General features: G+C 67.6%; 23 protein-coding genes and 1 pseudogene. 10 read left to right on the plus strand and 14 right to left on the minus strand.

Annotated features, from left to right (window positions below):
- Positions 1-66 precede the first annotated feature (66 nt).
- Positions 67-888, plus strand: a complete 822-nt coding sequence (locus tag AWC25_RS10205; RefSeq protein ID WP_069401534.1) for a trypsin-like serine peptidase — start codon at positions 67-69, stop codon at positions 886-888.
- Positions 889-891: 3 nt separating this feature from the next.
- Here AWC25_RS10205 and sthA read toward each other — a convergent pair whose 3' ends face one another.
- The 3 genes from sthA to AWC25_RS10220 form a co-directional block, all read right to left on the minus strand.
- Positions 892-2307 carry a Si-specific NAD(P)(+) transhydrogenase gene (gene sthA / locus AWC25_RS10210; protein ID WP_069401535.1) on the minus strand — a complete coding sequence of 472 codons (1416 nt, stop codon included), beginning with the start codon at positions 2305-2307 and terminating at the stop codon, positions 892-894.
- A gap of 113 nt (positions 2308-2420) precedes the next feature.
- A complete protein-coding gene (locus AWC25_RS10215) occupies positions 2421-3623 on the minus strand; it encodes an MFS transporter (RefSeq protein ID WP_085166746.1) in 1203 nt (400 codons plus the stop codon).
- Between the two features lie 23 nt (positions 3624-3646).
- Positions 3647-4294, minus strand: coding sequence for a GntR family transcriptional regulator (locus AWC25_RS10220; protein WP_069401536.1), 648 nt, complete (start codon positions 4292-4294; stop codon positions 3647-3649).
- Between the two features lie 248 nt (positions 4295-4542).
- Between AWC25_RS10220 and AWC25_RS10225 the strand changes: the two genes are divergently transcribed.
- Positions 4543-5601: a DUF4192 domain-containing protein gene (locus AWC25_RS10225; protein WP_069401579.1), complete on the plus strand. Its 1059-nt coding sequence runs from the start codon at positions 4543-4545 to the stop codon at positions 5599-5601.
- Between the two features lie 4 nt (positions 5602-5605).
- Here the strand turns inward: AWC25_RS10225 and AWC25_RS10230 are convergent, their stop codons facing one another.
- From AWC25_RS10230 to AWC25_RS10240, 3 genes are all read right to left on the minus strand, one after another.
- The gene (locus tag AWC25_RS10230) at positions 5606-6295 is read right to left on the minus strand and encodes an iron-dependent transcriptional repressor DtxR (RefSeq protein WP_069401537.1); all 690 of its coding nucleotides are present in this window, start codon (positions 6293-6295) and stop codon (positions 5606-5608) included.
- Between the two features lie 142 nt (positions 6296-6437).
- Complete coding sequence (sigB, locus tag AWC25_RS10235) at positions 6438-7397, minus strand: sigma-70 family RNA polymerase sigma factor SigB (RefSeq protein ID WP_069401538.1); 960 nt, start codon at positions 7395-7397, stop codon at positions 6438-6440.
- A gap of 139 nt (positions 7398-7536) precedes the next feature.
- On the minus strand, positions 7537-8001 hold the full coding sequence (locus AWC25_RS10240) for a DUF3099 domain-containing protein (protein ID WP_142278778.1): 465 nt from the start codon (positions 7999-8001) through the stop codon (positions 7537-7539).
- A gap of 56 nt (positions 8002-8057) precedes the next feature.
- On the opposite strand from AWC25_RS10240, the gene AWC25_RS10245 reads away from it, so the two are divergent.
- Positions 8058-8297 carry a DUF3039 domain-containing protein gene (locus AWC25_RS10245; RefSeq protein WP_044511051.1) on the plus strand — a complete coding sequence of 80 codons (240 nt, stop codon included), beginning with the start codon at positions 8058-8060 and terminating at the stop codon, positions 8295-8297.
- Here AWC25_RS10245 and AWC25_RS10250 read toward each other — a convergent pair whose 3' ends face one another.
- Positions 8298-9299, minus strand: a complete 1002-nt coding sequence (locus tag AWC25_RS10250; protein WP_069401539.1) for a YihY/virulence factor BrkB family protein — start codon at positions 9297-9299, stop codon at positions 8298-8300.
- 66 nt (positions 9300-9365) lie between these two features.
- Entirely contained in the window at positions 9366-9551 is a 186-nt protein-coding gene (locus AWC25_RS10255; RefSeq protein ID WP_044511054.1) for a DUF7455 domain-containing protein, read from the minus strand.
- Positions 9552-9707: 156 nt separating this feature from the next.
- On the opposite strand from AWC25_RS10255, the gene AWC25_RS10260 reads away from it, so the two are divergent.
- On the plus strand, positions 9708-10064 hold the full coding sequence (locus tag AWC25_RS10260; protein ID WP_085166735.1) for a DUF952 domain-containing protein: 357 nt from the start codon (positions 9708-9710) through the stop codon (positions 10062-10064).
- A gap of 281 nt (positions 10065-10345) precedes the next feature.
- On the opposite strand, the pseudogene AWC25_RS10265 reads toward AWC25_RS10260, so the two are convergent.
- The 3 genes and pseudogenes from AWC25_RS10265 to ppgK form a co-directional block, all read right to left on the minus strand.
- Positions 10346-10727 (minus strand): annotated as a pseudogene (locus AWC25_RS10265) (RidA family protein).
- A 7-nt stretch (positions 10728-10734) separates the two neighbouring features.
- Positions 10735-12273 (minus strand): RNA polymerase sigma factor, encoded by a 1539-nt coding sequence (locus AWC25_RS10270; RefSeq protein WP_084229447.1) that lies wholly within the window; start codon positions 12271-12273, stop codon positions 10735-10737.
- Between the two features lie 177 nt (positions 12274-12450).
- A complete protein-coding gene (gene ppgK / locus AWC25_RS10275) occupies positions 12451-13260 on the minus strand; it encodes a polyphosphate--glucose phosphotransferase (protein ID WP_069401543.1) in 810 nt (269 codons plus the stop codon).
- A gap of 137 nt (positions 13261-13397) precedes the next feature.
- On the opposite strand from ppgK, the gene AWC25_RS10280 reads away from it, so the two are divergent.
- The gene (locus AWC25_RS10280) at positions 13398-14273 is read left to right on the plus strand and encodes an inositol monophosphatase family protein (RefSeq protein WP_069401544.1); all 876 of its coding nucleotides are present in this window, start codon (positions 13398-13400) and stop codon (positions 14271-14273) included.
- Between the two features lies 1 nt (position 14274).
- On the opposite strand, the gene cei is transcribed toward AWC25_RS10280, so the two are convergent.
- Positions 14275-14928, minus strand: coding sequence for an envelope integrity protein Cei (cei, locus tag AWC25_RS10285; RefSeq protein WP_069401545.1), 654 nt, complete (start codon positions 14926-14928; stop codon positions 14275-14277).
- 182 nt (positions 14929-15110) lie between these two features.
- On the opposite strand from cei, the gene AWC25_RS10290 reads away from it, so the two are divergent.
- A complete protein-coding gene (locus tag AWC25_RS10290) occupies positions 15111-15413 on the plus strand; it encodes a DUF4193 domain-containing protein (protein WP_036468275.1) in 303 nt (100 codons plus the stop codon).
- A gap of 39 nt (positions 15414-15452) precedes the next feature.
- On the opposite strand, the gene AWC25_RS10295 is transcribed toward AWC25_RS10290, so the two are convergent.
- A complete protein-coding gene (locus AWC25_RS10295; protein ID WP_069401546.1) occupies positions 15453-15935 on the minus strand; it encodes a DUF3093 domain-containing protein in 483 nt (160 codons plus the stop codon).
- A gap of 25 nt (positions 15936-15960) precedes the next feature.
- Between AWC25_RS10295 and dut the strand changes: the two genes are divergently transcribed.
- Both dut and AWC25_RS10305 read left to right on the plus strand, forming a co-directional pair.
- A complete protein-coding gene (dut, locus tag AWC25_RS10300; RefSeq protein ID WP_069401547.1) occupies positions 15961-16425 on the plus strand; it encodes a dUTP diphosphatase in 465 nt (154 codons plus the stop codon).
- A 48-nt stretch (positions 16426-16473) separates the two neighbouring features.
- Positions 16474-17214, plus strand: a complete 741-nt coding sequence (locus AWC25_RS10305) for a DUF3710 domain-containing protein (protein WP_069401548.1) — start codon at positions 16474-16476, stop codon at positions 17212-17214.
- Positions 17215-17312: 98 nt separating this feature from the next.
- Here AWC25_RS10305 and AWC25_RS10310 read toward each other — a convergent pair whose 3' ends face one another.
- Complete coding sequence (locus tag AWC25_RS10310) at positions 17313-18011, minus strand: hypothetical protein (RefSeq protein WP_085166736.1); 699 nt, start codon at positions 18009-18011, stop codon at positions 17313-17315.
- Between the two features lie 137 nt (positions 18012-18148).
- Between AWC25_RS10310 and AWC25_RS10315 the strand changes: the two genes are divergently transcribed.
- Together AWC25_RS10315 and AWC25_RS10320 are read left to right on the plus strand one after the other, a co-directional pair.
- Positions 18149-18517: an OB-fold nucleic acid binding domain-containing protein gene (locus AWC25_RS10315; protein ID WP_044511067.1), complete on the plus strand. Its 369-nt coding sequence runs from the start codon at positions 18149-18151 to the stop codon at positions 18515-18517.
- Positions 18514-19188 (plus strand): DUF3159 domain-containing protein, encoded by a 675-nt coding sequence (locus AWC25_RS10320; protein ID WP_069401550.1) that lies wholly within the window; start codon positions 18514-18516, stop codon positions 19186-19188. Before AWC25_RS10315 ends, AWC25_RS10320 begins: the two co-directional genes overlap by 4 nt.
- The last annotated feature ends 38 nt before the right edge of the window (positions 19189-19226 follow it).

The raw sequence follows: 19226 nt of genomic DNA on the forward strand, positions 1-19226 counted from the left end.
TCTACCGTCGCGGCGCCGGGCGCCGAATTCCGCTCGCACCGCGGCGGTCAGGCATGATGGGACGCGATGCGCGTCTCGATGCTGCTGCTCTGCCCGGTCGTCGGCCTCGCGACGCTGTTGGCGTCGTGTGACCGTCCGGTGCTGCACGGAGTGGGGCAGAACACACCACCGCCGCCGCCGACAACGAGCAAACCGGTGCAGCATCTGGGCCAGCCCGAGCCGCCGGCGGTGGCGGCGCCGGTGGACCCGGACCGCCGGGTCGGCGCCATCTTCCTGGACGGCAGCACCCAACACGTGTGCACCGGTTCGGTGTTGCATTCCACGACCGGCAACCTGGTGTTGACCGCCGCGCACTGCCTGGCGGGCGCCGCGCAGATCACCTTCGTGCCCGGCCTGTCCGGTGACGGGGCCCCGCCGGATCTGTTCACGGCGGACAATGTCTACCTGGACCCACGCTGGGTGGCCAGCAAAGACCCGCATGCCGATTACGCGATCGCGCGGGTCAACGGGCACCACGGTTCGGTGGAGGCGTCCGCGGGCTTGGCGCTGACCTTGGGCACCGCGCCGCCGCCGAGCAGCCGCGTCACCGTGGTGGGCTATCCGAGCGGCGTCGGCGGCTCGCCGATCGGCTGTCAGGGCAAAACCACGATGACCGACGGTGGGTTCCCGTCGCTGGTGTGCCAGGGGATGGTCGGCGGCACCAGCGGCGCCCCCTGGGTCAGCGGTACCACCGTCGTCGGGCTGATCGGCGGGCTGGAACGCGGGGGGTGCGCCGAGGACGTGTCGTATTCGGCGCCGTTCGACGAGCACATCGCCGAGCTGCTGACCCGTGCCGAGGGCGGCGGTCCGGGCGATCCGGTGCCGGTCGACGTCGACGACACCTGTTGACCCTCAGCGTCGAAATTGGTTGAGCGCCCGTATTTTGTTCATCACGTCCAGCGCCGCCACCTTGTAGGCCTCGGAGAACGTCGGGTAGTTGAACACCGCGTCCACCAGGTAGTCCACGGTGCCTCCGCAGCCCATCACGGCCTGGCCGATGTGCACCATCTCGGTGGCGCTGGTGCCGAAGATGTGCACGCCGAGCAGCTTGAGATCGTCGGTGGACACCAGCAGCTTGAGCATGCCGTAGGAGTCGCCGGCAATCTGGCCGCGGGCCAGCTCCCGGTACCGCGCCACGCCGACCTCGTAGGGGATCGAGTCCTTCGTCAGCTCCACCTCGGTGGCGCCCACGTAGGAGACCTCCGGAATCGAATAGATGCCGATGGGCTGCAGCTCGGTGATGCCTTCGGTGGGTTCGCCGAAGGCGTGATAAGCCGCCACCCGCCCCTGTTCCATGGACGTGGCGGCCAGCGCCGGGAACCCGATGACGTCGCCGACGGCATAGATGTGGGGCACCTTGGTCTGGAAGAAGTCGTCGACATAGATCCGGCCGCGGTCGTCGGCCTCGAGTTCGGCCTTGTGCAGATCGAGGTGGTCGGTTTGGCCTTGCCGCCCAGCCGAATACATGACCGTCTCGGCGGGAATCTGTTTGCCGCTGGCCAACGTGGTGACGGTGCCCGCCGAGCCGACGTCGACGGCGGTTACCTCCTCACCGAACCGGAAGGTCACTGCCAGGTCGCGCAGGTGGAACTTGAGCGCCTCGACAACCTCGGGGTCGCAGAAATCCAGCATGTCGTCGTGCTTTTCGACGACGGTCACCTTGGTGCCCAGCGCGGCGAACATCGAGGCGTACTCGATGCCGATCACGCCCGCGCCGACGACCACCATCGAGGCGGGCAGGGACTTGAGATCCAGGATCCCGTCCGAGTCGAGCACCCGCTCCTCGTCGAACTCGACGCCGGACGGCCGCGCCGGCCGGGTGCCCGTGGCGATGACGATGTATTTGCCACTGATGGTTAGCTTTTCGCGTCGCGTCGGGTCTTCGATTTCGATGGTGTGCGGGTCGACGAACCGTCCGTGCCCGATCAGCAGGTCGATGCGGTTGCGCATCAACTGGTTGCGCACCACGTCGACTTCCTTGCCGATCACGTGCTGAGTACGCGCCAGCAGATCGGCCGGGGTGATCTTCTCTTTGACGCGATAGCTGGCGCCGTACAGTTCCCGTTGGCTCATCCCGGTCAGGTAGAGAACCGCTTCCCGCAACGTCTTTGACGGGATGGTGCCGGTCTGGACGCACACGCCGCCTAGCATCTGGCCGCGTTCGACGATCGCGACCGACTTACCCAACTTGGCCGAGGCGATGGCGGCCTTCTGGCCGCCGGGCCCCGAACCGATGACCACCATGTCGTACTCTTGCGCCGACCCCATGAGATAGACGATAAGGCCCCCGGCCGAGACTTTCTCTGCAGACGATCCCGCCGGCGCCGGTTTGCTCAGGGCGTCGGGGCTCTCGCCGAAACTAAGCCAGAATCTAAGCCGGGCTAAGCCGAGATGATGGCCGCCGCGGCGGCTCCGTGCGGCGCCGGTGCGGGCAGATGCTTGCGCGAGGCGAGCGCGAGCAACAGGCAGGTGAAACCAGCCAGCCCGGCGATCGACCACAACACGGCAATCACCGGGACCAGGCCGGCCAGCGCGGCGATGGCCGTGGGCAGCAGGAATCCCGCGTAGGCCAGCGAATAGAAGACACCCGTCAGTCCGGCCAGGTCGTCGTCGGTGGCGATGCGCTGCACCTCGAGCAGGCCGGAGACCTGGCCGATCCCGATTCCCACCCCGAGCACGAGGCTCGAGGCGATCCCGAGCCAGATCGATTGAACCGCGATGCTCAGCGTGACCAGGCCGAGCCCGCCGGCCAACAGTGCCGTCGCCACGATCAACCCGCGCGCGCAGTGCTGACAGTGCACTCTGCGCGCGAACGGCTGCACGAGCGCCGAGGTGGCCAGGGCGATGATGGAGGCGGTCGTGGCGAAGACGAGACCGAAGGATCCGGCGGCCGCGAGCTGGGTGGGCAGATAGCCGTATCCGATTGCTGCGGACGCGAAAAGCCATGGCGCAGAAATCAAAATGATCCGACGAAACCGACCGTGCCCGACACCGGGGATCTTCAGCTGCGCGATCAAGGGGATATCGGTTGCCGCCTTGGGGCGCGTTTCGGGGGCCCGGGCGGTGATGTAGACGAACGGCGCGGCGCAGCCGATGTGGATGAGGAACGGCAGGGTTTCGGGGAGCGGGCCCCATTGGGCGATACATCCCGCGACCAACGCGCCGGTGGCCGAACCGCACCCGAAGACGACGACGGTACGGCGCGCTCCCGCGCCCTCGCCGGCGCGCAAATCGTAAGGCGGCCGCGACAGCTCGGTCAGCCAGCTGGCACCCACTGCCATGGCGATCCCCACACCGACGCCCGAGAGCAGTCTTCCGGCGGCCAGCAACGGCACACCCCCGAGTGTCAGCAGGGTGCTCCCGGCAACCGTGCTCAGCACGCCGACAAGCATCAAAGTCTTGCGCCCGAGCCGGTCGGACAGGCGCCCCGCCACCAGGAGCGTGGGGATGAGACCCAGGACATAGATGCCCAATAGCGCGTTGACCACCAGCGAGGAGTAATGGGCTCGCTGTTCGTACATGAGCAGCAATGGGCTGAATTGGTTTCCGCCCCAGCAACTTACGAAGATGGCCCCGAACACCATGAGCCACGGCCGACGCGCCACGGTCACAACACGCCCCGATGCGAAAAGACGTGCTGGTGCAGCACCGAGGCGTATCGCGTGGCATCGCCGCGGGACAGCGCAGCGACCAGTTGGCGATGCTCGCGAAGCGCCAGTTCGAGTTGCGACGGCCGGATGCGAATGAGTTGGTGGCGCAACCGCTGTTGACGATCGCGTAGCCGCGCCATGAAGTCGACGGCGATGCGGTTGCCCGAGGCTTCGACGACTGCCGAGTGAAAGGCGTCGTCCGCGACGATGAAGCCGTCCACGTCATCGCCCTCGATGGCGGCGGCCTGCGTCTCCAGCAAATCCGACAGCAACGGGAGAAGCTCGGCGGTGCGTTCTTCGCGGATGACGCGCTCGGCTGCCGACGATTCGATGGCCTCGCGCATCTCGAGGACGTCCTCGGATTCTCGGGGGGCCATCGGCCTGACCACCGCGCCTTTTCGGGACAGCAGCTGCAACCAGTTCTCGGCCGCCAATCGTAGGAACGCCTCATGCACCGGCGTCCGGCTCAGCGACAACTGCTCGCAGACCATGCCTTCGCTGATCAGGGAGCCGGTCGGGAAGTGACCTTTGATCACCGCGGACTTGACGTAGTCGTACGCGCGGTGTGCGGCGCTGGTGCCACCACCATCGAGAGCGAGCTCCATGACCCCACGATATCTTGCATGCATCGACTCTCGAAACGTTGCATGCAACACACTGCGGGCCCCGGCGGCCGGGCGTGATACCTGCGGACGTCCCGACGGATCCATCAAAGCCGCTCTGAGGCAATGCCTTTGGCGCGTCACGGGGTGTCATCGCTGACCCCTCACAGTTGAGCCTTTCTCCACAGGCGGATGGCTCGACGGCATCGTGGGTGCGCAACCTGACGGTGGCGGCCAGCAGCGTGGGCCGCATGACGCCGCATTCACCCGATTTCATACTCAACCGTCCGGGGGCGCTGATCGCCGCCCTGCCCGCCGTCCTCGGCTTCGTTCCGGAGAATTCGTTGGTCTTGGTGTCGTTGGACGCCGGCGAGTTGGGGGCGGTGATGAGGGTCGACCTGTCCGAGGAACTGTCCGCCGGCCTCGATCACCTCGCCGAGGTTGCCGCCGCAGCCCAGCCGCAGGCCGTGATCGTCGTGATCGTCAGCGAGGACGGCGCACAGTGTCCGTGTTGCAACGACGACTACCGGCATCTGTGCGCAGTGCTGGTAGAAGCGTTGGCGCAGCACCACATAGAGCTCTACGCGGCGCATGTGGTGGATCGGGTGGCGCGCGGCGGGCGCTGGCATTGTGTGGACGGTTGCGGCGCCTGCGGTACCGTCGACGATCCGTCGGCCTCACCGCTGGCCGCCGCGGCCGTACTGGAAGGGCGGCGGCTGTATCCGCGCCGTGCCGATCTGCAGGCCGTAGTGGCCGTCGAGGATTCGGCTCGCAGCGCCGCGCTGGCCGGGGTCCTTGCCCGTCAGGCGAGCGCGCGCCAGCAGGCGCAGGACGCGGATCCCCGGGGCTGCGCGCGTCGCGACGTGCGGGGCGCGATGGCCGCCGCCGCTCGCGTCGGCCGGGGCGACCCGCTGCCCGACGCGGAGCTGGCCGCCCTGGGCTGCGCGTTGACGGATGCCGCGGTCCGCGACACGTTGTACGCCTTGGCAATCGGCGCGACCGCCGGGGAGGCCGAGGCGTTGTGGGCCACGCTGGCGCGCACCCTGCCCGCGCCGTGGCGGGTCGAGGCGCTGGTGTTGCTGGCGTTCAGTGCGTATGTCCGCGGCGACGGCCCGTTGGCCGGGGTGTCGCTGGAGGCCGCGCTGCGCTGCGACTCCGAGCACCGGATGGCGCGCATGCTGGACACCGCGCTGCAGTCGGGCATGCGACCCGAACAGATCCGGGAGCTCGCGGTGACCGGCCGCCGACTGGCCAGGCGCCTCGGTGTGCGGCTACCGCCGCAGCGGGCGCTCCGCCGTCGGGCGGGGTAGGAGATCAGACCTTTTCGACCTTGACCGCGTGCGCCATTTCGTGGGGCAGCGTGACGTTCTCGTGGCCGGGGATCAGGATGGTGACACCCGCGGGCCCGGTCTCGACGGTGACCCGGGCGTTGGGCACCACGCCGGCGTCCTTGAGCCGGGAGATCAGGTCGATGTCGCCCTGCACGTGCTCGGTGAGCTGACGGACGACGACCGCAACCGGTGAACCCGCCGGTAATTCGGTCAGCCGGACCAGGTTCACCCCCTCGGCGCCGTAATCGGGACCCACGCCGAGATCCAGTAGGCCGGGGATCGGGTTGCCGAACGGCGAGGTCGTGGGGTTGTTGAGCACCTTCATCAGCCGGCGCTCGACGTCCTCGCTCATCACGTGCTCCCAGCGGCAGGCCTCGGCGTGCACTTCCTCCCACGGCAAACCGATGACGTCGACGAGCAGCCGCTCGGCGAGGCGGTGTTTACGCATTACGGAGATCGCCAGCGCCCTGCCCTTGTCGGTCAGTTCCAGGTGACGGTCGCCGGCGACGTGGAGCAGTCCGTCCCGCTCCATCCGCGAGACGGTCTGGCTGACGGTCGGTCCGCTCTGGTCGAGCCGTTCGGCGATCCTGGCACGCAGCGGCGTCACGCCCTCTTCTTCAAGGTCGTAGATGGTCCGCAGGTACATCTCGGTGGTATCAACCAGGTCGTTCATTCAGCACCCTCCATTGACGCCGAGTCTACTTGGCCAGCTGCCGAAACGGGCTTAACGCCTCCTAGGCAGAACAGTATGCCCGCCGCAGACCGCGGCGGGCATACTGTCGTGCTTCTCGGCTGGTGGGCCGCCTGCTCGGCGGCTAGCTGGCGTAGGAGCGCAGCCGGTCGGCGCGCTCGCCGTTGCGCAGCTTCGCCATCACATCGCGTTCGATCTGGCGAACCCGTTCGCGGGACAGACCGAACAGCTTGCCGATCTGATCCAGTGTCCGCGGCTGGCCGTCATCCAAACCGAAACGCAACCGGATCACCTGATGCTCGCGCTCGTCGAGCGTGGCGAGCACGCTGCGGATGTCGGTGTGCAGCAGCTCGGCGATCACGGCGTTCTCCGCCGACATGGCCTCGGCGTCCTCGATGAAGTCGCCCAGCGGCGCCTCCTCCTCGGAACCGACCGGCATGTCCAGGCTCACCGGGTCGCGGCTGTGCTCGAGCAGGTCGTTGATCTTGTCGACCGGGATACCCGACTCGGCGGCCAGCTCCTCGTCGGTGGCTTCACGTCCCAGGTTCTGGTGCATCTCGCGCTTGATCCGCGCCAGCTTGTTGACCTGCTCGACGAGGTGGACGGGCAGCCGGATGGTGCGGCTCTGGTCGGCCATGCCCCGGGTGATGGCCTGCCGGATCCACCAGGTGGCGTAGGTGGAGAACTTGAATCCCTTTGTGTAGTCGAACTTTTCCATCGCGCGGATCAGCCCGAGGTTGCCCTCCTGGATCAAATCCAGCAGCGGCATCCCCCGGCCGGTGTAGCGCTTGGCCAGCGAGACCACCAGCCGCAGGTTCGCTTCCAGTAGGTGCCGGCGCGCCGCCTGCCCATCGCGTACGACGGCCGCGAGGTCGCGTTTGCGGTTCTCGCCGAGGCGCTTACGCGTCGCCAGTAGATGCTCGGCATACAGCCCGGCCTCGATACGCTTGGCCAGTTCGACCTCGTCCGCGGCGCTCAGCAGGGCCGTCTTTCCGATGCCGTTCAGATATACGCGCACGAGATCCGCTGCGGGGCTCTGAGCATCTAGATCGCTGTCGATCCTGCCTGTGAAAGCGTTCGCCATGGCGGCCTCCCGGTTGGCTTGTAACTGTCATGGAGTTAAACGACAGATCAGCCCTCAGAGTTCCCACCGCTCCGTGATCTCACACGCCTTGACGTGCAGAAATGTCCCGACGACCTGAGAATGTCCTGAGAAGTACGGTTTACTGCCACTCGGGCGGAACAGGCCCGGAAGCGGTGTCGTACCCGCGGCCCGTCGAGCCCGGGTGCGGTTGCGGCGGGCGGTACGCCTCGATCGCGGGCCGTTCGGCGGTCGGGAACAGCGGGGTGCGGCGCACGTTGTCGAACCGGCGGGGCTCGTCCGAACGGCGTGGCGGCCGGTCGTTGGCGATCAGCACGGCCATCCAGGGCAACGGCACCGACGCGCCGACGATCAGAAGAGAGATCAGTCCGTTGTGCCAAGCGCCGTAGGCGAGCGCCGCCAGGATCAGCGCGGGCACGCGGAAAGCCATCAGCGTCAGGTACTTACGCACCCGCGCTCGATGCTGTTCTTCGTACGAAGGTTCGGCGGCCGTGATCAGTATCGGCCGGGCATGGTTGTGGTCGAAGTCGTCGAACCTGTCGAACCCCGAATCGGAGCCGCGCCTCATCACTCCACTGTCCCACACCCGAGGGATTCCGGCTCAGCCGATTTTCTCCGTGCGGGCGGTGCACAATGTGACGTATGCAGACCCAGACGATCGAGCGCACCGACACCGACGAACGCGTCGACGACGGGACCGGCAGTGATACCCCCAAGTACTTCCACTACGTCAAGAAGGACAAGATCGCCGAGAGCGCGGTCATGGGGACGCATGTCGTCGCGTTGTGCGGTGAGGTATTTCCCGTGACGAAGGCCGCCAAGCCGGGTTCGCCGGTCTGCCCGGAATGCAAGAAAATCTACGAGCGGCTCAAGAAGGGCTGATCAGCTCGGCGGCTTCACCGGCGTCGTGTCGCGATCCTGCGTTGCGGGATTGGCGATCGGCGCCGCCAGCGTCTCCACCGTGCGCTTGAGCCGCGGCGAGCGGGAGAACAGCCAGGCGCGCAGCCGGTGGGCGTGGGTGCGGGGCGCGGGGAACTCTTCCTGGATGGCGGCATTGAGTTCCGCGCCCAGCATGATCGCGAATCCGCCGAAGAATGCGAACAACAAGAACGCGATCGGGGTGGACAGCGCCCCGTAGGTGTATCCCGTGCTGGTGATCCAGCGCAGGTACACCCGCAGGCCCAGCGTCGCGATCACGAACACCGCGGTGGCCAGTACGGCGCCGACGATCAATCGATGCGTCGGCAGCGGCTCGGGCAGTGCCACCCGGTACAGCACGACAATGCCGATTATCAGCCCCACGATCAGCGCGGGGTAGTAGCCGTAGCGCAGCATGTTGGCCAGGTTGTCGGGAATGTGTTCGGACAACGTGCGCGGTCCCACGACCAGCACCGGCGCCGTCACCACCGCTGCCACCAACCCGACCACGTACAGGAACAGCGCGAAGAACCGCTGGCGCACCGGGTGGCGCAACGGGGTCTGGTCGTGCGCCTCGACCACCGAGTCGACGAACGAGGAGATCGCCGACGAGCCGGCCCACAGCGAGAGCACGAACCCGAGCGAGACCACCTCGCCACGCGCGTGCGCGGTGATGTCGCGGACGGTGGGTTCGATGATCTCGGTCACCACGCTGCTCGAAAACAGTTTGTGCGCCGCCGAAATCGCGCTCTTCTCGATGCTGGGCAGCGCGTCCGGCCCGAACAGCGGGGCCACGTAGGCCAGACTGCCCAACATTCCCAATAACAACGGGGGCGTCGACAACGCCGACCAAAATCCGGCTTGTGCCGACTCGGCGAAAATCGAGTCGTCCCAACTCTTACTCAGAGTTCTGCGGGAAATTCGCCAAATGTGATGACGCGACGGCTTAGCGGTCTGCTCGCTCATATTGGTCCAGCATTACCGACGACTGCACCCACAGCTCACATTCTGGATGGGTGAGTCCGGCTGGACCTAGCTTCCGCTGACCTCCAGCACCGCGGCCAGCTCAACCAGCTTGGCCTCGTGCTCGTTCGCGTGGTGTTGGCAGAAGAGGAGTTCGGCGCCGGAAGGCAGCTTGGCGCGCACACGAGCTGCTGCACCGCAGCGGTCGCAGCGGTCATGTTTAGTCAGCTCGGGACTTGTCAGAGTTGCATTCACTGGCTTCTCCGTTCTCGATGTATCCACTGTCTCAGACGTTTGGCGTTTTCGCGTTGTTCCCCGATCGTTATCGGGTGTGTCGTTTCTCACGGACGTAATACCCCTTTATCCGGCCGCCTAAAGTGATCCTTCGTGGCCCCGGCTTCCGACGTTTTGATGCATATCTGTGCGGCCGACGAGTGGGCGCGCGCCCGCGAACGCGGCGCCATCGAGCCCGTGCCGCCCGGTGCGGACGGCGAAGCCTTCATCCACTTGTCGGCACCCGAGCAGGTCCACCTCCCGGCCAACCGGCTCTTCCGCGGGCGACGGGATCTGGTCCTGCTACACGTCGACCCCGCGTTGCTGGATGCTCCCGTGCGCTGGGAGCAAGGCGTGCCGACGGATCCCACTGCAATGCTGTTCCCGCATCTCTACGGGCCACTGCCGTGCAGCGCTGTGAAAACCGTCACCGTTTACCTGCCCGGCCCCGAGGGAATCTTCGCGCCGCTGACCGGTGTGGCCGACCCGAGATAGCAGGCGCAAACATGACGACGTAGCCCCTGGCATAGCCATCGGGTGGCGCCCGCGCGGCGGGGCCGACGAGACGGGTGCGCGGTTGGGTGGCATGCGCCTCACCGTACGGGCGCCGCGCACTCGGCGCATCTGAATTTCTCGGCGGCCGAGCGAGGCGGGCCGAATTCTGAGCGCCGAACGTCGTGAAACCGCTTGCGCGGCAAGGGTTTCAGCATCTGTGCGACCGGCTGGGCCGGGGCGGCAAGCGTCCCCCGTGCCCGCCGGGAGGAGGACAGCCAGCTTCAGCCCGCCGACTCCTCGACATACGCGTCGGCTTCGATCTCTACCAGCAAATCCGGTTCGAGGAGCGCCGCCACCGCTACCATGGTGGCCGCCGGGCGAACCGCTCCGAAGAGCTCTCGGTGTACAACACCGACCTCCCGCCACTGCGAGATGTCGGTGACGAAGATCCGGGTGCGGACCACATCGGACAGGTCGGCACCCGCCTGCTGCAGCGTTTTTTGTATGCGCTGCAACGCATTTCGGGTCTGTTCAGCGATGCTGGCCCCCAGCAGCCGTGGTGCCTGACACCGTAATGAGGTTTCCGGTGCGCACCGCACGCGAATAACCGACCTCCGCCTCGAACTCCGAGTCCGACGAGATGTTCACCCGCCGCGACGGCATAGCGGGCCTAGTCCAGGTAGTCGCGCAGAACCTGGGAGCGGCTGGGGTGGCGCAACTTCGACATCGTCTTGGACTCGATCTGGCGAATGCGTTCCCGGGTCACGCCGTACACCTGGCCGATCTCGTCGAGGGTACGAGGCTGGCCGTCGGTGAGGCCGAACCGCAGCCGCACTACGCCCGCCTCGCGCTCCGAGAGCGTCTCGAGCACCGATTGCAGTTGGTCCTGCAGCAACGTGAACGACACGGCATCCACCGCGACGACGGCCTCGGAATCCTCGATGAAGTCACCGAGCTGGCTGTCGCCCTCGTCGCCGATGGTCTGGTCCAGTGAGATGGGCTCGCGGGCGTACTGCTGGATCTCCAGCACCTTCTCCGGCGTGATGTCCATTTCCTTGGCCAGCTCTTCCGGGGTGGGCTCGCGGCCCAGATCCTGCAGCAGCTCGCGTTGAATGCGGCCCAGCTTGTTGATCACCTCGACCATGTGCACCGGGATCCGGATGGTGCGCGCCTGGTCGGCCATCGCGCGGGTGATCGCCTGGCGTATCCACCAGGTGGCGTAGGTGGAGAACTTGTAGCCCTTGGTGTAGTCGAACTTCTCGACCGCGCGGATCAGACCCAGGTTGCCCTCCTGGATCAGGTCCAGGAACGCCATGCCGCGGCCGGTGTAGCGCTTGGCCAGCGACACCACCAGCCGCAGGTTTGCTTCCAGCAGATGGTTTTTCGCCCGATCACCGTCGCGGCAGATCCACATCATGTCGCGGCGCTGGGCGGCGGGCAGCTTGTCGCCACGCTCGGCGTGCTCGGCCATCAACTGCGTGGCGTACAGGCCGGCCTCGATCCGCTTGGCCAGCTCGACCTCTTCCTCGGCGTTGAGCAGGGCCACCTTGCCGATCTGCTTCAGGTAGGCGCGAACCGAGTCCGCGGACGCGGTGAGTTCGGCATCCTTGCGGGCCTGGCGCAGTGCTTCGGATTCGTCTTCGTCCCAGACGAAATCGCCGGATGCCTTGTCCTTTTCGGAGGGCTCGGCGATCTCTTCGTCGTCGTCAGCGGGCGCCTTGGTGGCCGAGGGCTTGGCCGCGACCGCGCCGTCCTCGGCTTCGTCGACGTCCTCGTCGCCCGCCTCGAGGTCGGCATCCTCGGCGGCGACGTCCTCGTCTTCGAGATCGTCGAGAACCAGGTCGGTGTCGATGTCGAGATCCTCGCCGGGCTCGGCTTCGAGGTCGGGCTCGCGGTCCAGGTCCTCGACGATGCCGTCGTCGACAACGTCCAGATTCTCGTCGTCCTTACCGCCCTTGGTGGCCTTGGTGCCGCGGCCCGCGGTCGCCTTGGCGGCGGTCCGGGTCTTCTTCGCGTCGCCGGCGTCGATGGTGGCGTCGGCTACTACCGTGTCGTCGTCGGACTTGGCGGTCCGGCCCGGGGCCTTCGTCGCGCGCTTCGCCGGTGCGGTGCCGTTAGGAGCCTTGGCCGCGGGCCGCTTGGCGGGAGCTTTCGTGGCGGTGCGCTTCACCGGCTCTTCGGTTGCCGGGCTGGTCTTAGTCGCTGCCACTTACACCCCTTCGGTTTGGACTCACTTTCGGTGGGTTTGGGCACGGTGAAACCGAAAGTGTCTGCTATGTCGAATGTCGGCGTTGGTATCAGCGTGACTCTCGCACGCTTTCTGTCGGGCGGTCGCCGTGGACCATTGTAACGACAGTGTGCGCTAGTACCCGCCTAGCGGGGAAAATCAGTGGGTCACGTCGACCGTCGCGGCCATCGCGGCGCCGACGATTCCGGCGGTATTGAGCAGCGCCGCCGGCACCACCGGGGTGCGATTTTCCAGCAGCGGCACCCACTGATCGGCCTTTCGGCTGATGCCTCCGCCCGCGATGATCAGGTCCGGCCAAATCGCATTCTCGATCGCGATCAGCACCTTGGTCACCTCTTTGGTCCAGCGCCGGTAGCTCCATTCGTTCTTTTCTTTGACCGACGACGCCGCGCGCTTCTCGGCCTCTTTCCCGCCGACTTCCAGGTGCCCGAATTCGGTGTTGGGAATCAGCTTTCCGTTGTGGATCAGGGCCGACCCGATGCCGGTTCCGAAGGTGAGCAGCACCACCAGGCCCGAGTTGTTCTTGCCGGCGCCGTAGCGTTCCTCGGCGAGTCCGGCGGCGTCGGCGTCGTTGAGCACGGTGACGTCCTGTCCGTCCAGCGCTGCCGTGATGACCTCGCGCGCGTTGGTGCCGATCCATTGCCGGTCCACGTTGGCGGCGGTCTGCACGATGCCGTTGGTGACGACGCCCGGATAGGTCACCCCGAGCGGGCCGGTCCAGCCGAATTCGCGGACCACCGCGGCGATGGCCGTGGCGACGGCCGACGGGGTGGCCGGTTGCGGCGTGGGCAATTTGATCCGGTCGCCGATCAACAATCCGGTGTCCAGATCGACGATTCCGCCCTTGATCCCGCTGCCACCGACATCGATTCCGAATCCGCGGCGCTGCGGCGGCCCGGCGGGCACCTCCGGGACTGGGGTGTCCGTGGCCGAGTCGGTGCTGGTCATCGACGTCTCCTTGATGAGATCTGGGCTGGTTCACACCTTAACCGGCGGCGGCGCGGTTGCGGCCCCGGCAGAGCGGCGCAAAACCGGGCGATCTGCGCGGTCTGCGGCAGCACCCGCGGCTGTGATGCGATAGAGCGGTGACGCGACACGAGGACGAGCCGGCGCTGCTGCGTTCGGTAGCCCAAACGTTGGCCGTCGAAGCCGCCGCATTCGTGACGTCCCGGCGCGCCGAGGTGTTCGGTGCGGAGGCGGGCCGGACCGGCGATCCTTCGGTGCGCGCTAAGAGCACGCCGACCGACCCGGTCACCGTCGTCGACACCGAGACCGAACGGCTGCTGCGCGCGCGGCTGGCCGAATTGCGGCCTGGCGACCCGATTCTCGGTGAGGAGGGCGGCGGGCCCGCCGAGGGCAGCGCCGAGGCGGTCACCTGGGTGCTGGACCCGATCGACGGCACGGTGAATTTCGTCTACGGCATCCCGGCCTACGCGGTGTCGGTCGCCGCACAGCGCAACGGCGTCTCGGTGGCGGGCGCGGTCGCTGACGTGGTCGGGGGCCGCGTCTACTCCGCCGCCCGGGGCCTGGGGGCGCATGTCCTCGATGGCCAAGGCACGCACCCACTGCGCTGCTCCGCGGTCGACAAGTTGTCAATGGCCTTGCTGGGCACCGGGTTTGGATATTCGACCGCGCGGCGCGCCAAGCAAGCGGGACTGCTGGCGGAGATGTTGCCGTTGGTTCGCGACGTGCGCCGCATCGGTTCGGCGGCGCTGGACTTGTGCATGGTCGCGGCGGGCCGGCTGGACGCTTACTACGAGCACGGCTTGCAGGTGTGGGACCGTGCGGCCGGCGGGCTGATCGCGGCGGAGGCGGGGGCGCGGGTGGTTTTGCCGCCGGACGCCGCGGCCGGCCCGCCCGGATCGGAGGCCGGGCTGGTGGTCGCGGCCGCGCCCGGAGTCGCCGACGAGCTGCTGGCGGCGCTGCAGCGATGCGGCGGCCTGGGGCCGATCACAGACTGACTCAGCAGCTGCTGGCGTGAATTTTCTGCAGCAGCGAGGGATCTGGCGACCCGGTCGCTCCCGGGCGCAGACTTGCCAGCACCGAGTCGATGTCGTCGTTGTGGGCCAGCGCGGTGAACTCCGTGCCGATGGCCAAATCGACCGAGTCGTCGGCCCGGTTGTCGTTGAACAGCTCGCTGCACGGAGCGACCAGCCAGACCGCGGCCGCGGCGGCCTGCCCGGCCGTGCCGAACCGGATCTGGCCCTGACAGGTGAGGCGGGCGCCGGCGTAGACCGGGTCGTTGGCGGCGGTGGGCTGGGCGAAGCCGAGGTCCTTCATCGCCCCCGCGACGTCACCGGCCTGGCCGCCGCGCCCGCTGGCGTTGAGCACGCGCACCTTGGTGTCGCTGAGTTTGGCGGGGGTCACGTCGGCCATGGCGCTGCGCGACATTTGCTCGCCGAGCTGGGCCGGCGCCGCGGTGCCGGTCGGCTGTGGCGGTGGGTTGCACACCTCGGCTTCACGCACTTTCGCGGGCCGTGTCAGCGCCACCGTCCAGGCGACGGCGGTGACCACAACCAGGAAGATCAGCACGATGATGGCAGGCCGGGGATTACGCCGCCGAAACGGCCGACCGTGCTTGTCAAAGGCTGTACCCTCGGTGATTTGTGCGACCACAGCTGCACTCTAGCCGCACACCAAATTCACTGTTTAAAGGCAAATACGGGGGTCAATCCGGGGGTGTGAGGTAAATCACAACCCATCCAACCGGGATCCGGGCACGAATCGTTTGGTGGATGCGTTCGACGCTGGTACAAAGCGTTGCTTGAGGTAACGCAGGCATGTGAGGGGATTGGACAATGCCTACCGACTATGACGCTCCACGGCGTACCGAGACTGACGACGTTTCGGAGGACTCGCTGGAGGAGCTCAAGGCACGGCGGAACGAGGCCGCGTCGGCTGTCGTCGACGTGGACGAATCCGAATCCGCCGAGAATTTCGAACTGCCTGGCGCCGACCTATCCGGGGAAGAGCTGTCTGTTCGGGTCATTCCGAAGCAGGCCGACGAGTTCACTTGCTCCAGCTGCTTTTTGGTGCAACACCGGAGCCGGCTGGCCAGCGAGAAGAACGGCGTGATGATCTGCACCGACTGCGCGGCCTGACAGCCTCGGCGGGTCCCGCAGCGACTGGGGGCGGCCGCGTCAGGAGCTGGTCAGTGCCGCGAGCACTCGAGCGGGGTGCCGGCAGCTCACCAACCAGTACGGCGTCGGGTCGTCCGGGTCGTCGAGGACGAGCAGAATCAGCGGTCCCACCCAGGCGCGATGCACGACGTACGCCGCAGGATCGAGCTGACGGCCTAATGCTGCCGACTTGGCCGACGGCGCTATCTCCGCGGACCTGGAGATCACGGTGACGGGCAGGTGTGCGTCGCCGGCCCAGAGCTGGACCGCACCGCCATCGTCGGCGGTGACCCGGATTTCGACGCGGCCCAGCCACAACAAGGCCCCGGTGGCCACCACGAACAGCAGCACGAACGGCAACCAATCGGGGAGGGCTCGGACGCCGAGATTGACCTCGACGGCGATCAGCGTTGCCAGCGCGAAGGCCGGTGGCCACCACCACCAGGGGACCCGCAGCCGTTCGCGATATCGCACGCTGTGCGGCGCGATGCGCGTACCGGACACGCGGTCAAGGGTAGTCTGTGGCCCCGTGTCGACCAGTCTGGCGGTTATCCGCCTCGACCCCGAGCTCCCGCTGCCCAGCCGTGCCCACGACGGCGACGCGGGGGTGGACCTGTTCAGTGCCGAAGACGTCACCCTGGCTCCCGGGCAGCGCGCCCTGGTCTGCACGGGCATTGCGGTGGCCATCCCGTTCGGGATGGTCGGCCTGGTTCATCCTCGCTCGGGATTGGCTGCGCGCGTTGGCCTTTCGATCGTCAACAGCCCCGGGACCATCGACGCGGGCTATCGCGGCGAGATCAAGGTCTCGCTGATCAACCTCGACCCCGCCGAGCCGATCGTGGTGCACCGCGGCGACCGCATCGCCCAGTTGCTGGTGCAGCGGGTCGAGTTGGTCGAGCTGGTCGAGGTGTCCTCGTTCGACGAGGCGGGGCTGGCGGAGACATCCCGCGGCGAGGGTGGTCACGGTTCCTCCGGCGGACACGCGAGTTTGTGAGATGCCCGCCGACGATGCACTGTGAAGCGATGAGAAGGGGCGGCGCCGATGGCTGTATTACGTAAACGTTCGGGCGACGACGATACGTCCGGCCGCGAGCCGGTCAACGAAGCCGCCGCCGACCCGGTCGACGACGAGTTCGACGAGGAGCTGGAAGGCCCGTTCGACATCGACGACTTCGACGACCCGGCGGTCGCGGAGCTGGCGCGCCTGGATCTCGGTTCGGTGCTCATCCCGATGCCGGAGGCGGGGCAGCTGCAGGTCGAGCTGACCGAGGCCGGGGTGCCCAGTGCGGTGTGGGTGGTGACGCCCAACGGCCGGTTCACCATCGCCGCCTACGCCGCGCCCAAGACCGGTGGGCTGTGGCGTGAGGTGGCGGCCGAGCTGGCCGAGTCGCTGCGCAAGGACTCGGCCCAGGTCAGCATCAAGGACGGCCCGTGGGGTCGCGAGGTGCTCGGCACCGCGTCCGGCGTGGTGCGATTCATCGGCGTGGACGGCTACCGCTGGATGATCCGCTGCGTTGTCAACGGTGCCCACGAGACCATGGAAGCGCTCGAGGCGGAGGCGCGAGCGGCGTTGGCCGACACCGTAGTTCGCCGCGGTGACACCCCGCTGCCGGTCCGCACGCCCCTTCCGGTACAGCTGCCGGAACCAATGGCCGAGCAGCTTCGGCAGGCCGCCATGGAGCAGGCCGCCCAGCAAGCCGAGCAGCCGCCCGGCGAGCCGGCTGCGCGGCGCAGCGCGCAGGGCTCGGCGATGCAGCAGCTGCGCACCACCACCGGCGGCTAACCCGCCCCGAGTGTGCATCCGCGGCGTTGACCGCGCAGCCACGGTGCCGACCCGCCGGGCGGTTCCGCCGTCGGCGCACACCCAAAACCGCCGGGACACTACGCGTCGGCCAGGGCGGCCAGGCAGGCCGCCCCGAGGGTGGCGCTGTCGGCGCCGATCTGATCCAGCGTCACCGTGCGCAGGGCCGCGCGCGGCGCGGCGGCCACCCAATCCACCCCGACTTGCAGCGGGTGAATCGGGTCGTCGACGGCGGCGACCACGCCCAACGGGGCGGCCAGACTGTGCAGTTCGTCACAACTGGGGGCAATGTAGGCGGCCGCTTCGTCCATTGCGTCGGGCAAGGACGGCCACTGCGCCCGCCAGGAGCGGGTGAGTTCCTCGGCCAGCCAGGACGGACTGGACGCACGCATCTGCGCGGTCGTCGCGGCCAGCCCGTCGGCGCGCAGCGCCGACGCCGAATACCGCGCCGCCAATGCGGCCGGTGCCGTCTCCGGCGGTCCGGCCCAGGCGGGCAGCGCGGCCAGCACGGCGACCGTCCGGTCGGGATGCGCGAGCGCCCACGCTGCTGCTACGGCGGCGCCGATGGAGATTCCACCGACGGCGACGGGGCCCGCCCGTCCGGCCTCGTCCAGGGCACGCAGGTAGCCGTCGACCAGTCCTTCGGGCCGCGGGGCAGGAGTCACCGGACGCGCGCCGACGGCGCGTAGCGGCCCGGAAAATGCCCGATCGACGTAGACGTCATCGGACCCGGTTCCGGGCAACAGCACGACCGTCACACCGCGCAAATCGACAGTCACGCTTCGATCCTGCCCGGCCCGCCGGCGGCTGCGAAATCCGGGTTTGGTCGGGTTGGCGGTGGGGAACCAAGAGGTCTACGGTGTCCGTTGGCATAGATGAAAGCACCGCAGCTTTATCGGAATTGTCAGGAGTAGCCATGGGGGCTCAAGGGTATTTGCGCCGCCTCACCCGTCGGTTGACAGAGGACCCGGAGCAACGCGATTCCGAAGAGCTGTCCGACGAAGTCGCCAGTACCGGCGCGCAGCGGGTCATCGATTGCGAGCGTGGCCAGGAGGTCACGATGGTCGGGACGTTGCGCAGCGTGGAATGTAACGGCAAGAACTGCGCGGGCGGGGTCAAGGCCGAGTTGTTCGACGGCAGCGACACCGTGACCCTGGTCTGGCTGGGCCAGCGCCGCATCCCCGGCATCGATTCGGGCCGCACTTTGCGGGTCCGCGGCCGGATGGGCAAGCTGGAGAACGGAACCAAGGCCATTTACAACCCGCACTACGAAATTCAGCGTTGAGTCTTCCCGATAACCCCACTAGTCGCATCAGTCCGGATCGCCTGGTCAATCAGCTGGGCGGCGTCAGCGGTGTCGTCTACTCGTCGCTGCCGGTCGTCGTCTTCGTCGCGGTGTCCGGCGCCGCGGGACTGTTGCCCGCCATCGGCTCGGCGCTGGGCGTGGCCGGAGTTGTGTTGGTATGGCGGCTGATTCGCCGCGATTCGACGCAGCCGGCGTTCTCCGGGTTCGTCGGAGTCGCGGTCTGTGCGCTGATCGCCTACGTCGTCGGGGCCTCGAAAGGCTACTTTTTGCTCGGCATCTGGATCTCGCTGCTGTGGGCAGTGGTGTTCGCGGTATCCGTGGCGATCCGCCGGCCGCTGGTCGGCTACGCGTGGAGCTGGGCGAGCGGACGTGACCGCGCGTGGCGCAAAGTGCCGCGGGCCGTGTACGCGTTCGACGTCGCCTCGCTGTGCTGGGTGCTGGTCTTCGGCGCCCGGTTCGTGGTGCAGCGGCTGTTGTACGACGCCGATCAAACCGGCTGGCTGGCGGCCGCGCGGATCGGGATGGGCTGGCCGCTGACCGCGCTGGCGGCGCTGGTGACCTATGCGGCGGTCAAGGCCGCCCAGCGGGCCCTGGCCGCCGCCGACACCGCGTTGGATCCGGCGGTCGAGGCCGACACCGTCGGCGATTAGGTCGAGGCCGACACCGTCGGCGATTAGGTCGAGGCCGA

Source organism: Mycobacterium sherrisii, assembly GCF_002102355.1.
Lineage (GTDB): Bacteria > Actinomycetota > Actinomycetes > Mycobacteriales > Mycobacteriaceae > Mycobacterium > Mycobacterium sherrisii.